The 14,815-nt window shown below is 67.7% G+C and carries 11 protein-coding genes; 5 read left to right on the forward strand and 6 right to left on the reverse strand.

Annotated features, from left to right (window positions below):
* The first annotated feature begins 18 nt into the window (after positions 1-18).
* Complete coding sequence (locus tag HHAL_RS13575; protein WP_242464073.1) at positions 19-1,734, forward strand: activator of (R)-2-hydroxyglutaryl-CoA dehydratase; 1,716 nt, start codon at positions 19-21, stop codon at positions 1,732-1,734.
* Positions 1,718-5,131, forward strand: a complete 3,414-nt coding sequence (locus HHAL_RS07450) for a BadF/BadG/BcrA/BcrD ATPase family protein (protein WP_011814262.1) — start codon at positions 1,718-1,720, stop codon at positions 5,129-5,131. The genes HHAL_RS13575 and HHAL_RS07450 overlap by 17 nt, the downstream gene beginning before the upstream one ends.
* A gap of 42 nt (positions 5,132-5,173) precedes the next feature.
* Here the strand turns inward: HHAL_RS07450 and dapB are convergent, their stop codons facing one another.
* The 5 genes from dapB to hrcA form a co-directional block, all read right to left on the reverse strand.
* Positions 5,174-5,977 (reverse strand): 4-hydroxy-tetrahydrodipicolinate reductase, encoded by an 804-nt coding sequence (gene dapB, locus HHAL_RS07455; RefSeq protein ID WP_011814263.1) that lies wholly within the window; start codon positions 5,975-5,977, stop codon positions 5,174-5,176.
* A complete protein-coding gene (gene dnaJ / locus HHAL_RS07460) occupies positions 5,974-7,131 on the reverse strand; it encodes a molecular chaperone DnaJ (protein WP_011814264.1) in 1,158 nt (385 codons plus the stop codon). The genes dapB and dnaJ overlap by 4 nt, the downstream gene beginning before the upstream one ends.
* 110 nt (positions 7,132-7,241) lie before the next feature.
* Positions 7,242-9,185, reverse strand: a complete 1,944-nt coding sequence (gene dnaK, locus HHAL_RS07465) for a molecular chaperone DnaK (RefSeq protein ID WP_011814265.1) — start codon at positions 9,183-9,185, stop codon at positions 7,242-7,244.
* Positions 9,186-9,302: 117 nt separating this feature from the next.
* The gene (grpE, locus tag HHAL_RS07470; protein ID WP_011814266.1) at positions 9,303-10,025 is read right to left on the reverse strand and encodes a nucleotide exchange factor GrpE; all 723 of its coding nucleotides are present in this window, start codon (positions 10,023-10,025) and stop codon (positions 9,303-9,305) included.
* 113 nt (positions 10,026-10,138) lie between these two features.
* Positions 10,139-11,194: a heat-inducible transcriptional repressor HrcA gene (hrcA, locus tag HHAL_RS07475; RefSeq protein WP_011814267.1), complete on the reverse strand. Its 1,056-nt coding sequence runs from the start codon at positions 11,192-11,194 to the stop codon at positions 10,139-10,141.
* A gap of 153 nt (positions 11,195-11,347) precedes the next feature.
* On the opposite strand from hrcA, the gene HHAL_RS07480 reads away from it, so the two are divergent.
* On the forward strand, positions 11,348-12,271 hold the full coding sequence (locus HHAL_RS07480; protein WP_011814268.1) for an NAD(+) kinase: 924 nt from the start codon (positions 11,348-11,350) through the stop codon (positions 12,269-12,271).
* An 11-nt stretch (positions 12,272-12,282) separates the two neighbouring features.
* Positions 12,283-13,953, forward strand: coding sequence for a DNA repair protein RecN (gene recN, locus HHAL_RS07485; RefSeq protein WP_011814269.1), 1,671 nt, complete (start codon positions 12,283-12,285; stop codon positions 13,951-13,953).
* Positions 13,954-13,996: 43 nt separating this feature from the next.
* Here recN and fur read toward each other — a convergent pair whose 3' ends face one another.
* Positions 13,997-14,419, reverse strand: coding sequence for a ferric iron uptake transcriptional regulator (gene fur / locus HHAL_RS07490; RefSeq protein WP_011814270.1), 423 nt, complete (start codon positions 14,417-14,419; stop codon positions 13,997-13,999).
* Between the two features lie 54 nt (positions 14,420-14,473).
* On the opposite strand from fur, the gene HHAL_RS13045 reads away from it, so the two are divergent.
* Positions 14,474-14,809 carry an outer membrane protein assembly factor BamE gene (locus HHAL_RS13045; protein ID WP_011814271.1) on the forward strand — a complete coding sequence of 112 codons (336 nt, stop codon included), beginning with the start codon at positions 14,474-14,476 and terminating at the stop codon, positions 14,807-14,809.
* Positions 14,810-14,815: the final 6 nt, after the last annotated feature.

Here is a 14,815-nt window from a genome sequence, read left to right on the forward strand (position 1 = left end):
ATGGACCCGAGCCCAGCGATGAACACGCAGGATGCCGCTCGGCCGGGGCGCCACTACCGGCGCCCGGTCGAGCGACCGTTCACCCGTGCCGAGCGCGACCGGGTCACCCTGCTCTTCGGCAGTCTCAGCGTCGCCCACGACCGTCTGCTCACCGCCGCCATCCGGGGGCTCGGTTACCACGCGGAGGCGATCCCCACGCCACGCCGCAGGGACCTGCAGACCGGCCGGGAGCTGTGTAACAGCGGTCAGTGCAATCCGGTCTACTTCGTCGCTGGCGCGCTGATCAATCACCTGGAGCGGCGGCGCAGCGAGCGCGGCCTCGATCGTGACGAAGTCGCGGATCGCTACGTGTTTGTCACCCCGGGGTCGTGCGGCCCCTGCCGTTTCGGCATGTACGAAGCCCAGTATCGTCAAGCCCTCGCCAAGGCCGGGTACCCCGGGTTCCGGGTGATCGCTTTCGACAAGAAGGGCGGCGGCGACGGCCACCCCGACGAGGGCTACGGCGACGGGCTGGCCGTCGATCTAGGGCTCTACATCGCCGTGCTCGACGCACTGTTCATGGCTGATGTGCTGAACGCCACCTTCTACCGCGCCCGCCCCTACGCCACCGACGCCGCCGCGGCCGACCGGACCTTCGAGACCTGCCTGACCGAGTGTGAGCAGGCGCTCGGGCGTCCGCGCCCGGATCCCCGGGTCACCGTGACCGCCCGGCTACTCGCGGCCGTGACACCGCTACCCAGCGCGGCAGACGCCGCCCGCCTGCTCGCCCGACTCCGTGACCGGACCTGCACGGACGCCCTCGCCCGGTGTCGCCGGATCATCGAAGAGGGCTTCGAGGTGGACTATCTGCGCCCGCGCCCCCTGATCAAGATCACCGGCGAATTCTGGGCCCAGACCACTGAGGGCGACGGCAACTTCCGCATGTTCGAGTTCCTTGAGGCCGAAGGGGCCGAGATCCAGGTGGAGCCGGTCGCCGGATGGGTCGATTACATGCGCTACGGCCTCCACGGCCAGCTCGAAGAAGCCCGGGCGGCCGAGGACCCGCCCGCCGGCGCCCGGTCCGGCCAGGCCCTGTTGCGGGTGGCCACCACGCGGGTACGCCACTGGCTGATCAAGCAGACCGGCCGGCTCCTCCACCGCGAGTACGACCGCATGCGTGCCGCCCTGCGCGACTGCCCGGCCCCACTGGCCGATCAACGCACCCTGGAGCGTCTCGGCCGTCCCTACTACCATCCAAGAATCACCGGTGGCGAGGGACATCTGGAGGTGGCCAAGACGCTCTACTACCACCGCCATCGACTGGCCCACATGACCCTGTCGCTCAAACCCTTCGGGTGCATGCCCTCCACCCAGTCCGACGGGGCACAGGCGGCGGTGCAGGCGGACGACCCGGATATCCGCTTCCTGCCCATCGAGACCTCCGGCGAGGGCGAGATCAACGCCTACTCGCGGGCCCAGATGGCCCTCGGCGAGGCCCGCGAGTCCGCCCGCAGCGAGTTCCGCGATGCACTCGCCCGAAGCGGCCACGATCTGGCTACCCTGCGCGCCTACATCGCCGAGAGACCACAGCTGCGCAGCCCGCTCTACCCGATCCCGCAGAGCGATGCGGCGATCAGCCGGGCAGCGCGGTTCGTCCACCACCTGGCGGAGCGCATGCCCACCCGTGCGGAGGGACCCCGCCCCGCCGGCACCGAAGGCAAGCAGCGGGAGATCCGCCATGTCGACCCCCGGTGAGCACGCACCGCTGCTCGTCGGCCTGGATGTCGGCTCGACCACGGTCAAGGCCGTGGTCATCGACAGCGCCGACGATACCCTGCTCTGGCACGATTACCGCCGGCACGAGACGCGACAGCTGGAGACCGTGCGCGACTTCCTGGCGCGAATCGAGGCCGCTGTGCCGGCGGCACGGCGCGGCGATCTGCGCCTGTTTGCCACCGGCTCCGGTGGAGGCAGTGTCGCCGAAGCCCTGGAGACGCGGTTCGTGCAGGAAGTCCACGCCGTCTCCCTGGCCGTCGAGGCACGCTTCCCCGACGTCGGCAGCGTGGTGGAACTCGGTGGCCAGGATGCCAAAATCATCGTCTTCAAGACGCTGGAGGATGGCAGCAAGCGCAAGATCCCGGCCATGAACGACAAATGCGCCGGTGGCACCGGCGCCGTGATCGACAAAATCGCCGCCAAGCTGGCCATCGCACCGGATCAACTTGGCGACACGGGGTATCTCGGCCACACCATCCACCCGGTCGCCGGGAAGTGCGGAGTCTTCGCCGAGACCGATATCAACTCGCTGCAGAAGCAGGGCGTCGCCGCCGAGGATCTGATGGCCTCGCTGTTCGAGGCCATCGTGCAACAGAACCTGTCGGTCCTGACCCGGGGTCATACCCTGCAGCCCCGGGTCCTCCTGCTCGGCGGCCCGAACACCTACATCCGCGGCCTACAGGAGTGCTGGCGAACCCATATCCACGCCCTCTGGGAGGAGCGGGGCGTCGACTGGGACACCCCGCTGGAGACGGCTGTCCACGTCCCCGAACAGGCGCAGTACTTCGCCGCCATCGGGGCAGTCGCCTTCGGACGGAGCGAACTGGCCGATGACCCGGAAGCCGGGCGCTACCCCGGTCCGGGCGGCCTCGATCAGTGGCTGGCGGGGCAGCGTACTGGCGGCCACCGGCCGGGCGGCGCGCCACCGCTGGTCCGCGATCACGCCGAGCTGGCGCGTTTCCTGCGCGAGTTCCAGCCCCAGCCCTGGCAGCCGGCCCGCTTCTCCCCCGGCGAACAGGTGGCCGGCTATCTGGGGATCGACGCCGGGTCCACCTCCACCAAGGGCGTCCTGCTGGATCCGGACGGCGAGGTCCTTGCCAAGGCCTACCGACTCTCCGGAGGCAACCCCATCGAAGACGCCGTGGCCCTGCTCGCCGAGCTCGAGACGGCGGTGCTGCGTCAGGGGGCTGAACTCGAAGTGCTCGGCGTGGGAACCACAGGCTACGCCAAGGACATCCTGCGCGACGTGCTCCACGCCGACACCGCCGTGGTCGAGACCGTGGCCCACGCCCACGCCTGCGAACACGAACACCCCGGGACCGACTGCATCGTGGATGTCGGCGGCCAGGACATCAAGCTGATGTTCCTGCGCGACGGGCGGGTCCGCGACTTCCGGCTCAACACCCAGTGCTCGGCGGGTAACGGCTACTTCCTGCAAGCCACCGCGCGTGCCTTCGGCATGGAACTCGACGACTACGCCGAGGCGGCACTCAGCGCCGAAGCGATGCCAGAGTTCAACCACGGCTGCGCCGTCTTCCTGCAATCGGACATCGTCGACTTCCAGCGCAAGGGCTGGCAGCGCCACGAGATCCTCGCCGGCCTGGCCGCCGTCCTGCCCAAGAACATCTGGCTCTACGTGGCGCAACTGCCGAACCCCGCCGACCTCGGGGAACGCTTTGTTCTGCAGGGCGGGACACAGCACAATCTGGCGGCCGTCAAAGCCCAGGTGGACTACCTGCGCGAGCGTTTCAGCCAGATCGGCGCGGAGTGCGACATCCGCGTCCACCGCCACTGCGGCGAGTCCGGGGCCATTGGGGCCGGGTTGGAGGCCCGCCGACTCCACCGCAGCGAGCACCGCCGGTCCACCTTCATTGGCTTCGAACGGGCCCGCCGCCTCCAGCACCATACCGTCCGCGACGAGCGCACACGCTGCCGATTCTGCCGCAACCTGTGCCTGCGCACCTTCATCGACGTCGCCACCGGCGACGTCACCGATCCCGCGGCAGAGGCCAACACGCCGGCACAGACGTCCGTCCCCCTGGCCCCCGGCTTTCGGCGTCTGATCATCGCCTCTTGCGAGCAGGGCGAGGTGGAGGACAAGGCGGCCATGCAGCGCATTAAGGCCGTCCTCGACCGCGACGCCGAGCGCACCCCGAACCACCTAGATCGCGCCGCCCGCGAGGTCTTCCGCACGCCGGAGGTCGAGTCGGTGGCCGATCCACTGCCGCAGACGCGCCTACCCGGCCTGCTGGGCCGAACCAGCGTGCGCCGTCGGGCTGCCATGGAGTACCGCCGACAGGTCCGTATCGGGCTGCCCCGGGTCCTGAACCTCTACAGCTGTGCCCCCTTCTTCCTCGGTTACTTCACCGCGCTCGGCGTCCCTGAGCGCGCGCTGGTCTTCTCGGACTACACGGACCCGGAGCTCTACCGCCGGGGGGCCAACCGCGGCAGCATCGATCCCTGCTTCCCCAGCAAGTTGGGCATTCCCCACGTCCACAACCTGCTCACCCGGAAACACCGCCGGCGCCCGCTCACCCACATCTTCTTTCCGATGATCAAGAGCCTGCCAGGGGCCCTCGACGGCGTGCTGGCTGCCCAGGCGTGCCCCACCGTTCCGGGCACCGCCGAGGCCACCCACGCCGCCTTCCGGCGGGAAGGGGACGTATTCGCCGAGCACGGGATCCGCTTCAGGAAAACCCTGGTCAGCCTGGACGATCCAGCGCTGTGTGCCGAGCAGATGCGGGCCGACTGGGGGGCAGAACTGGGCATCAGCCCAGCGGAGTCACGGCGTGCCGCGGAACAGGGCCTGGCGGCACTGCACGCCTTCCACCAGCGAATGGAGGACGAACAGCGCCAGACGTTGCAGCGACTGGAGCAGGAGGGGCGGGTCGGCATCGGGGTGCTCGGGCGCCCCTACCACAATGACCCGGGCATCAACCACGGCATCCTCGACGACCTGCAGCGCAAGGGCTACCCGATCCTCTGGCAGGACGCCCTGCCCCGGGATCCAGCCACCCTCGAGCAGCTGTTTGGCGCCGAAGTCCGCGCCGGCGCCATGCGCTCGGCCCTGGCCATCGATGACGTATGGAAACACGATTTCTCGGAGCACAGCTCACGCAAACTCTGGGCGGCTAAATTCATCGCCCGCCACCCCAATCTGGTTGCCGTGGAGCTGTCGAACTTCAAGTGCGGCCATGACGCCCCAATCTACTCGGTGATCGAGGCGATCATCGAGCAATCCGGCACGCCCTACTTCTGCTTCAAGGACCTCGATGAGAACCGGCCCGGGGGGTCGATCCAGATCCGCACCGAGACCATCGACTACTTCCTGCAGCGCTACCAGGCCGACCTGCCCGCTGGACGTTCGGCCGCCTGAGCAGCGGGCGGTGCGGGGCAGCCCCCACACCGCACCGCGGCTTCAGACGCCGATCATGTCGCGCATGTCGTAGAGCCCCGGCGGCTGCTCGACCACCCAGGCGGCGGCCCGCACGGCGCCGGAGGCGAAGGTGGTGCGGCTTGAGGCCTTGTGGGTCAGCTCGACGCGTTCGCCATCCCCACCGAAGAGCACCGTGTGATCACCGACGATGTCGCCGGCGCGGATGGTCTCGAAGCCGATGGTCTGGGGATCCCGTTCGCCGGTGTGTCCCTCGCGACCGTAGACGGCACACTGACTCAGGTCGCGCCCCAGGGCGTCGGCCACCGCCTCGCCCAGGCGCAGGGCGGTCCCGGACGGCGCGTCCACCTTGTGGCGGTGGTGGGCCTCGATGATCTCGATATCGCTGTATACGCCAATGGCGCGCGCCGCCTGCTCCACCAGCGCGGTCAGCAGCGTGACCCCAGTGGAGTAGTTGGCCGCATGCATCACGGCGACTTGCTCCGCCAGTCGGTGGACCGCCTCGCGCTGGGTCTCGCCCAGGCCGGTGGTCCCCAGCACCAGCGGACGACCCGCCTCCGCACACGCGGCGGCCACCGTCTCGGTCGCCTCCGGCAGGCTGAAATCGATAACCGCGTCACTGGCGGCCACGGCGGCCGGGATATCGTCACCGATCGGCACCCCCAAGGAGCCCTGCCCGGCCAACTCGCCGGCATCTCGGCCAACGGCCTCGCCGCCGGTCCGATCGGTGGCTGCCGCCACATGGACCCCCGGCTGCCGGTGCACGACCTCGATCAGCATACGGCCCATACGACCACCGGCCCCGATGATGCCGATGCCCAGGCTCATATCCGCCACTCCTCGATGAAGCGCTTGACCTTGTCCAGCCACGACGAGGTGTGCGGATGGTGCTTGCCGCCGGTGTCCTGCAGGGTCGCCTGGAACTCCTCAAGCAGCTCACGCTGGCGCTTGGTCAGGTTGACCGGTGTCTCGACGTGGATCCGGCAGAGCAGATCACCCTGACGGTTGCCGCGCACCGGCTTCACGCCCTTGCCGCGCAGACGGAAGACTTGGTTGGGCTGCGTCCCCGGCGGGATGCGCAGGTTGACGCGACCGTCGAGGGTGGGGACCTCCACCTCACCACCCAGGGCCGCGGTGACGATATCCACCGGCACCTGACAGTGCAGATCCGCGCCGTCGCGCTCGAAGAACTCGTGCTCGCGCACGGCCACCTGCACGTAAAGATCACCGGGCGGCCCCCCCCGCTCACCCGGCTCACCTTCACCGGAGAGGCGGATTCGGTCGCCGGTATCGACACCGGCGGGGATGCGCACATTGAGCGTCTTGCGATCCTCGACCCGACCCCGTCCCCGGCACTTGGGACACGGATCGGTCACCATGGTCCCTTCACCACCACAGCGCGGGCAGGTCTGCTGGATCGAGAAGAAGCCCTGTTGGACGCGCACATCGCCGTGGCCCTTACACGTCGGGCAGGTCTGCGGCTTGGAGCCGGCCCGCGAACCCGAGCCCTTGCAGGCGTCGCACTCGACGTGGGTCGGCACCTGGATCTGCTCCTCGGTACCCCGCACGGCGTCCTCGAGGCTCAGCTCCAGGGTGTAGCGCAGATCGGCGCCGCGGAAGGCGCGGCTGCGGCCACCGCCGCGACCACCCCCCGACCCGAAGATATCGCCGAAGACATCGGAGAAGATATCCGAGAAATCGGGACCGCCCGGACCGGCCCCGCCACCGTAGCCACGCGGCCCGCCGCCAGCCGACGGATCCACTCCGGCGTGGCCGAACTGATCGTAGGCGGCGCGCTTCTGCGCGTCGGAGAGGACCTCGTAGGCCTCTTTGACCTCCTTAAAGCGCTCGGCCGATTCCTCATCCCCCGGGTTGCGGTCCGGGTGGAACTTCTGGGCCATGCGCCGGTAGGCCTTCTTGATCTCGGCATCGGAGGCATTCTTGTTGACCCCCAACACCTCGTAGTAGTCACGCTTCGCCATAGGCTGCTCCGCGTTTCAGCACCCGGTAACGACAAAGGCGCAGGAGGGTATCCCACCCTGCGCCTCCGCTGTGGCGGCGGCCCACCCCACGGCGGACCGCCGGCTGCGGCTCACTTACGGGAGTTGCCGTCCTCGTCCTTGACCTCCTCGAAGTCGGCGTCCACGACGTCCTCCTTCTGCTCGCCGGACGCCGTCTCACCGGCGCCCGCATCCGCGGAGGCCTCGTCGCCACCACCGGCCTGCTGATACGCCTTCTGCGCCAGCTCACCGGCCTTGGTCGCCAACTCTTGGGTCTTCTGTTCGATGGCGTCCTTGTCTTCGCCATCCTTGACCTGCTCGAGCTCGCTGATCGCGCTCTCGATCTCTTGCTTTTCGGCGTCACCCACCTGCTCACCGAGATCGGACAGCGACTTGCGCGTCGAGTGGATCATGTTCTCGGCCTGGTTGCGGGCCTCGACCAGCTCCCGCTGACGCCGATCCTCCTCGGCATTCTCCTCGGCCTCCTTGACCATACGCTCGATCTCGTCCTCGGTCAGCCCGGAGGAGGCCTTGATCTCGATGCCGGTCTCCTTGCCGGTGGCCTTGTCCTTGGCCGAGACGTTGAGGATGCCGTTGGCGTCGATGTCGAAGGCGACCTCAATCTGCGGCACGCCCCGCGGCGACGGCGGGATATCGGTCAGGTCGAAACGACCCAGGGACTTGTTGTCCTTGGCCATCTCCCGCTCGCCCTGGAGGACGTGGACCGTTACGGCGGTCTGGTTGTCCTCGGCGGTGGAGAAGGTCTGCGTCCCCTTGGTGGGGATGGTGGTGTTCTTCTCGATGATCTTGGTCATCACCCCGCCCAGGGTCTCGATACCCAGCGACAGCGGCGTGACGTCGAGCAGCAGGACGTCCTTGACGTCGCCCCCGAGCACACCGGCCTGGATCGCCGCGCCGACGGCCACGGCCTCGTCCGGGTTGACGTCCTTGCGCGGATCTTGGCCGAAGTACTCCTTGACCTTCTCCTGGACCTTCGGCATCCGCGTCTGGCCACCGACGAGGATCACGTCCTGGATGTCGCCGGCTGCAAGGCCTGCGTCCTTGAGCGCGGTTTTGCACGGCTCGATGGTGCGCTCAACCAGATCCTCGACGAGGGACTCCAGCTTGGCCCGGGTGAGCTTGATGGCCATGTGCTTGGGACCGCTCTGATCCGCGGTGATGTAGGGCAGGTTGATCTCGGTCTGCTGGCTCGAGGAGAGCTCCACCTTGGCCTTCTCGGCGGCCTCACGCAGACGCTGCAGGGCCAGATGGTCCTGCGCGAGATCGATGCCCTGATCCTTCTTGAACTCCTGGATCAGGTAGTCAATGATCCGCTTGTCGAAGTCCTCACCGCCAAGGAAGGTGTCGCCGGAGGTGGAGAGCACCTCGAACTGCTTCTCGCCGTCGACCTCGGCGATCTCGATGATCGAGACGTCGAAGGTGCCGCCGCCCAGGTCGTAGACCGCGACCTTCTTGTCGCCGCCCTCCTTGTCCAGGCCGTAGGCCAACGCCGCCGCAGTCGGCTCGTTGATGATGCGCTTGACCTCCAGACCGGCGATCTTGCCGGCATCCTTGGTGGCCTGACGCTGGGAGTCATTGAAGTACGCCGGCACGGTGATCACCGCCTCGGTGACCTCCTCACCCAGGTAGTCCTCGGCGGTGCTCTTCATCTTCTGCAGGGTGCGCGCGGAGACCTCCGGCGGCGCCATCTTCTTGCCCTGGGCCTCGACCCAGGCGTCTCCGTTGTCCGCCTTGACGATCTTGTACGGCATCTCCTTGATGTCGCGCTGGACGACATCCTCGTCGAAGCGCCGACCGATCAGGCGCTTCACCGCGTGGATGGTGTTCTCCGGGTTGGTGACCGACTGCCGCTTGGCCGGCGCACCGGTGAGCACCTCGCCGTCCTCGGCGAAGGCCACCACCGACGGGGTGGTACGATCCCCCTCCGCGTTCTCGATCACGCGGGTCTTGTTGCCCTCCATGACCGCCACGCACGAGTTGGTGGTGCCCAGGTCGATGCCGATGATCTTACCCATAATTCGCTCCTGCTAATCGTTGAATCTGTCCGGGCCTGATTGCCTACTGCCCCTTAAGTGCGGTGCCCGATCGGCTTTTTCAAGGGCCGGGACTCAAACCGACCGATCCGCCGGCTCTCAGGCAGTCTCATCCACGGATCCGCCACTGCCCGCGCCGCCGTCGCCCTTCTTGGCGACCACCACCAGCGCCGGGCGCAGCAGGCGATCCTGCAGGCGGTAGCCCTTCTGAACCACCTGGAGCACGGTATTCGGCTCCTGCTCGTCGCTGGGCTGCGCCGCCATGGCCTCGTGGTAGTCGGGATTGAAACGCTCGCCCTGCGGGTTGATCTCCTCGATCTCGAAGCGCTCAAAGACCTGGTTGAGCATCTTGAGCGTTAGCTGCGAGCCCTCGAGGAGCTTCTCGCGATCCGCCTCGGCGTCTTCGGCCGCCTGCACGCCCATCTCCAGGCTGTCCTTGACCTGCAGCAGATCCCCGCAGACCTTCTCCAGTCCCTGCCGCTTGGCCTGGTCGACGTCTTTCTCGGCGCGGCGCCGCGCGTTCTCCAGCTCGGCTCGCATGCGCAGCACCTGGTCCCAGTGCTCCTCGGCCTTCTGCTCGGCATCGGCCAGGGCCTTCTCGAGCTCCTCGACGCGTTGTCGCAGGGCTTCGGGATCCGCGCCGTCATCGGCCGACAAGCTGGCACCCGTGGCGGAATCCGCGCTCCCGTCCTGGAGCTCGCCCTCGACGGCCGCCGAGGCCTGGGTGGCCTGGGTCTGTTCAGCGGCCTCGGCCGTCGCCTGCGCCGGATCGCGCGTCTCGGGCTGCCCGTCGGTCGTGCTCTGTCGCTGGTTATCAGTCATATGGCTGCTCCGCTGGATTGAGCCAGAAAACGGTCAACACGCAGCGCACCGCCCGACGGCTCGGGCGCCTCGGCCGGGTGCGCTGTCTCCTGCCTGGACACAGGTGTGGGGATCTAACGGGGCGGATTCAAGGCCGACCCCACCAAACGGGCGGTGACATCGACGATCGGGATGATCCGATCGTAGGCCATGCGGGTCGGACCGATGACACCGAGCACCCCGGCGGCTTCGCCGGCGACCCCGTAGCGCGCGGTCACCAGCGAGAGGCCGTCAAAGACCTCGTAACCGGCCTCCTGGCCGATGTAGATCTGGACACCGTCGGCCCGTGCACAGCGATCGAGGAGATGCAGGATATCGCGCTTCTGCGTGAAAGCCTCGAACAGCTGTCGCAGCCGATCGACATCGGAGAGCTCTTCAAACTCCATCAGGTTGGTCTGGCCGGCCACGACGTAGCCCTCGTCATCCTGCTCTTCGGCCAGGGCCTTCTCGCCGACCTCCACCGCCGAGCGCATCAACTCATCGAGCCGCTGTTGATCCGCCTGCATGGCCGCCAGCAGGCTTTGGCGCACCCGCGGCAGCTCCAAACCGGCGAACTCGGCATTGAGGTAGTTGGCGATGCGCTGAAGCTCCGCTTCGGAGAAATCGCGCTCGGTACGAATGACGCGATTCTGCACATCCCGTTCGTTGATCACCAGGATCGCCAGCACTCGGCAATCGGATAAAGGCAGGAACTCCACGTGGCGCAGTACCGCCCAGTCGCAGCGCGGCAGAGTCACGACCCCGGCCAGGCGGGTCAGCTGCGAGAGCAGATCCGAGGCGGAGTCCGCTAGCTCTTCCGCGCCCTCGTCCCGGTCACGGGCCAGGCGCTGGCGCAGCCGCTCGACGGTATCCCCCCCGATGGGCTGCACCTGCAACAGGCAGTCAACATAGAAGCGCAAGCCGCGGTCGGTGGGCACCCGCCCGGCCGAGGTGTGCGGCGCAACCAGGTACCCGAGCTCTTCGAGATCGGCCATGACGTTGCGGATGGTCGCCGGGCTAACGGAGAGCCCCGCATCGCGGGCAAGGCTCCGCGAGCCGACCGGTCTGCCGCTGTCGATGTAGCGACGCACCAGCGTGCGGAGCAGGATACGCGCGCGGTCGCCCAGCTCCAGATCGTGCGGCGGGCTCATGGCTCATGCACCACTGGTTGCGCGATTTCGCGGAGGGTTTGCACTCACCCCTAGCGAGTGCCAGGTGAGGCTAGCAAGCCCCACAAGCGACCGTCAACGCGTTGTCTGGCAGCCAATTGGCGCCTTCTGGGCGACGTGGTACCGTTCCCGACCATGGACGAACATCCACCACCGCCCTTCCCCACCGTCGGCATCATCGGCAAACCGGGCGACCCGGCCATCGCCGGACTGGTCGAGCGGTTGCTTCCCATGCTCGAGGCGCGAGGCTGTACGGCACTGCTCGATGAGCAGTCCATGCCGGAGACCGGCGACGACCGCCATCCGCAGCGGGTTTCCCGCGAGACCCTGCTCGATGCCTGCGACCTGATCATCGCCATCGGAGGGGACGGCACCCTGATCCATATCGCCCGGGCCGTGGCCGGTCGCCGGGACGTGGCGCTGATGGGGATCAATCGCGGCCGCCTCGGCTTCCTGGTGGACATCGCCCCGGAGCACCTGGACGAGGTCGCACAGATTCTCGACGGTCAGCACGTCGTCGACGAGCGCCTGCTCCTCCACGCCGAGATCCGCTCGAACGAGGATGACACCCTGCTGCGCGAAGACGTGGCCATCAACGAGGTCGTCCTGCACCGCTGGAACACCGCACGGATGATCGAGCTGGTCACGCGGATCGACGGCGAGCCGCTCAGCGACCACCGCTCCGATGGACTGATCCTGGCTACCCCGACCGGCTCAACCGCCTACGCCATGGCCGGTGGCGGCCCCATCGTGCACCCCAACCTGCACGCCATGCTGCTGGTCCCCGTCTGCCCGCACACACTGAGCAACCGTCCACTGGTCGTCGACGGCAGCAGCCGCATCGAGATCGACGTCCATCCGCGGTTCATCGAACATGTCCGGGTCAGCTGCGATAGCCAGAACGACCTGACCCTGCAGGCGGGCAGCCGGCTCGTCGTACGGGCCCATCCGAGCCCGGTCCGCCTCGTGCACCCGCCGGGCTACAGCTACTTCAACCTGCTCCGCGCCAAGCTCGGCTGGGGCGGGCCGCTGTGCAACATCGAACCGTTCGGCGCATAGGGAGAAGCGCTGTGCTCAGGGAAATCCACATCCGCGATTTCGCCATCGTCGAGCGACTCGACCTGGAGTTCGGCGAGGGTATGCATGTGCTCACCGGCGAGACGGGCGCCGGCAAGTCGATCCTCCTCGACGCCCTCGGCCTGTGCCTGGGCGACCGGGCCAAGGCGGAGATCGTCCGCCCCGGCACCGACCGCGCCGAGGTCAGCGCCGTGTTCGATCCCCCGTCCACGCGGATTGCCCGCTGGCTGGCCGAGCGCGAGCTTGAGGGCGAGGATGAAGTCATTGTCCGGCGCGTCATCCAGAGCAACGGACGCTCCCGCGGGTTCATCAACGGCACGCCGGTTGCGCTGCAGATGCTCCGTGAGCTCGGTGAGCAGCTGGTCGACATCCACGGCCAGCACGCCCACCAGTCGTTGCTCCGCCCCGCTACTCAGCGAGAACTGCTCGACGCCTACGCCGAGGCCACCGAGGCCCGCCGCGAGGTCGCCGAGCGCTTCCGCGAGCTGCGCGATCTCGACCGTGAACTCACCGACCTTGAGGGCCAGGACAACGACTACGAAGACCGCCTCGCCCTGCTGCGCCATCAGGTCGATGAACTGGAGGCGGCCGCCCCTTCCCCGGACGGCCTGACAGAGCTGGAGAACGAGCACCAACGGCTGGCCCACGCCGAATCCCTGATCACGCTGGCCCAGACCCAGCTCCAGGCCCTATCCGATGACGACCACGCAGCCCAGGCCCTGCTCGGCCGGGCCGTCCGCGAACTTGAAGAACGGCGTGACCTCGCCCCGGCTCTGGGCGAGGCGGCGGATCTGTTCCAAAACGCCCTGGCCCATCTCGAAGAGGGCTGTCAGACCCTGCGCGCCTTCGCCGACGGGCTTGAGATCGACCCGCAGCGGCTGGCTGCGCTCGACCAACGGATCAGTGACCTACGGGATCTTGCGCGCAAGCATCGGGTTGAGGTCGAGCAGCTGCCCGAGACCCTCGAAGCGTTACAGGCCCAACTGGAACGCCTGGAAAACGCCGGTCAGCGTCTGGAGATCCTGCGCCAGGAACGTAGGGCGGCCGTCGAGCGCTACCAGGAGGCGGCCCGGCAACTCTCCCGGCAGCGTCAGGAGGCGGGGGATCGCCTGGCCACCGAGGTCAATCAGCTGCTCTCGGAGCTCGGCATGGCGGGCGCCGCACTGATCCCGGTGATCGAGTTCGAGGCGGAGGCCACCCCGAGCGGGCACGGCCTGGATCGGATCGAACTCCAGGTCCGAACGAATGCCGGCCAAGCCGCCGGCCCCCTCGCCAAGGTCGCCTCAGGAGGCGAGCTCTCTCGCCTCGGTTTGGCCATTCAGGTCGCCACGGTCAACCGCGCCAGCGGGGTCCCGACGCTGGTCTTCGATGAGGCCGACACCGGCATCGGCGGCGCCGTCGCCGAGGTCGTCGGGCGGATGCTGCGCACACTGGGCCAGCGCTACCAAGTCCTGTGCGTAACTCACCTGCCTCAGGTGGCTGCCCAGGGCGGGCACCACTTCCTGGTCCGCAAGTCCGAGGCAGAGGGCAGTACCCGCACTGAGGTCGACCCCCTCTCAACCACCCAGCGGATCGAGGAGATCGCCCGCATGCTCGGTGGCCTGGAGATCACCGATCACGAGCGCGCCGCGGCCGAGCGGATGCTCGAGCGCGGCGGCAGCTAGCGGGCACGGGCGACGCGAGCACGGTCGGCCGCCGCCCGCGCTGTCAGGATTCGGAGTCACCGGCGCATTCGGCGCATACGCCGTAGAGCACGAGGGAGTGACCGGTCATGCGAAAGGCATACTCTTGGGCGGTCTCCCGCTGCCGCTGCTCGATGGTATCGTCCACGAACTCCTCGACCCGACCACACTCCACGCAGACGATGTGATCGTGGTGGGCGGTGTCGTTCAACTCAAAGACGGAGTGACTGCCCTGGAAGTTATGACGGACCAGGATGCCTGCCGTCTCGAACTGCGTCAGAACCCGGTAGACCGTGGCCAAGCCGATGTCCTCTCCGGCATCCAGCAGGGCCCGATAGACCTCCTCGGCCGAGACGTGGCGCTGCCGGCTCTGCTGCAGCACCTCCAGGATCTTCATCCGCGGCAACGTGACCTTAAGCCCCGCCTTGCGCAAGCCACCAGCGTCCACAGCTTCCCCTCGCCCACTGTTCGTCGATTCGGTCATTAGGCTACCATCTCTTCTATGATGACACCATCCAAATGCAAGTTATTCTTATTATGCGTTCTCGGCGCCTCCGTCGCTAACGGCTGCGGCGGTCAGTTCCCGCTGGCGCAGCCACTGGAGATCGAGCAGGGGAACCTGCTTGAGGAAGAGGACATCGAGCAGATCACCGTCGGCATGAGCCGGAACCAAGTCCGCCAGCGGCTCGGCACCCCCGTTCTGGAGCACGCCTTCGAGGACGATCGCTGGGACTACCTCTACGAGCGCCGAGGCAGCCAGGAGGCCCGCAAGCGACTGACGCTCCACTTCGATGGCGATGAGCTCGTCGAGATCGAAGACCACTGGACATCCCGCTAGCCCCTG

Source organism: Halorhodospira halophila SL1, from assembly GCF_000015585.1.
In the GTDB taxonomy this organism is placed as follows: Bacteria; Pseudomonadota; Gammaproteobacteria; order Nitrococcales; family Halorhodospiraceae; genus Halorhodospira; species Halorhodospira halophila.

What these genes read in the sequence shown, in the direction of transcription:
- HHAL_RS13575 (WP_242464073.1), top strand. Translation starts at nt 19, where the DNA reads ATGAACACGCAGGATGCCGCTCGGCCGGGGCGCCACTACCGGCGCCCG.
- HHAL_RS07450 (WP_011814262.1), top strand. Translation starts at nt 1,718, where the DNA reads ATGTCGACCCCCGGTGAGCACGCACCGCTGCTCGTCGGCCTGGATGTC.
- dapB (WP_011814263.1), bottom strand. Translation starts at nt 5,977, where the DNA reads ATGAGCCTGGGCATCGGCATCATCGGGGCCGGTGGTCGTATGGGCCGT.
- dnaJ (WP_011814264.1), bottom strand. Translation starts at nt 7,131, where the DNA reads ATGGCGAAGCGTGACTACTACGAGGTGTTGGGGGTCAACAAGAATGCC.
- dnaK (WP_011814265.1), bottom strand. Translation starts at nt 9,185, where the DNA reads ATGGGTAAGATCATCGGCATCGACCTGGGCACCACCAACTCGTGCGTG.
- grpE (WP_011814266.1), bottom strand. Translation starts at nt 10,025, where the DNA reads ATGACTGATAACCAGCGACAGAGCACGACCGACGGGCAGCCCGAGACG.
- hrcA (WP_011814267.1), bottom strand. Translation starts at nt 11,194, where the DNA reads ATGAGCCCGCCGCACGATCTGGAGCTGGGCGACCGCGCGCGTATCCTG.
- HHAL_RS07480 (WP_011814268.1), top strand. Translation starts at nt 11,348, where the DNA reads ATGGACGAACATCCACCACCGCCCTTCCCCACCGTCGGCATCATCGGC.
- HHAL_RS13045 (WP_011814271.1), top strand. Translation starts at nt 14,474, where the DNA reads ATGATGACACCATCCAAATGCAAGTTATTCTTATTATGCGTTCTCGGC.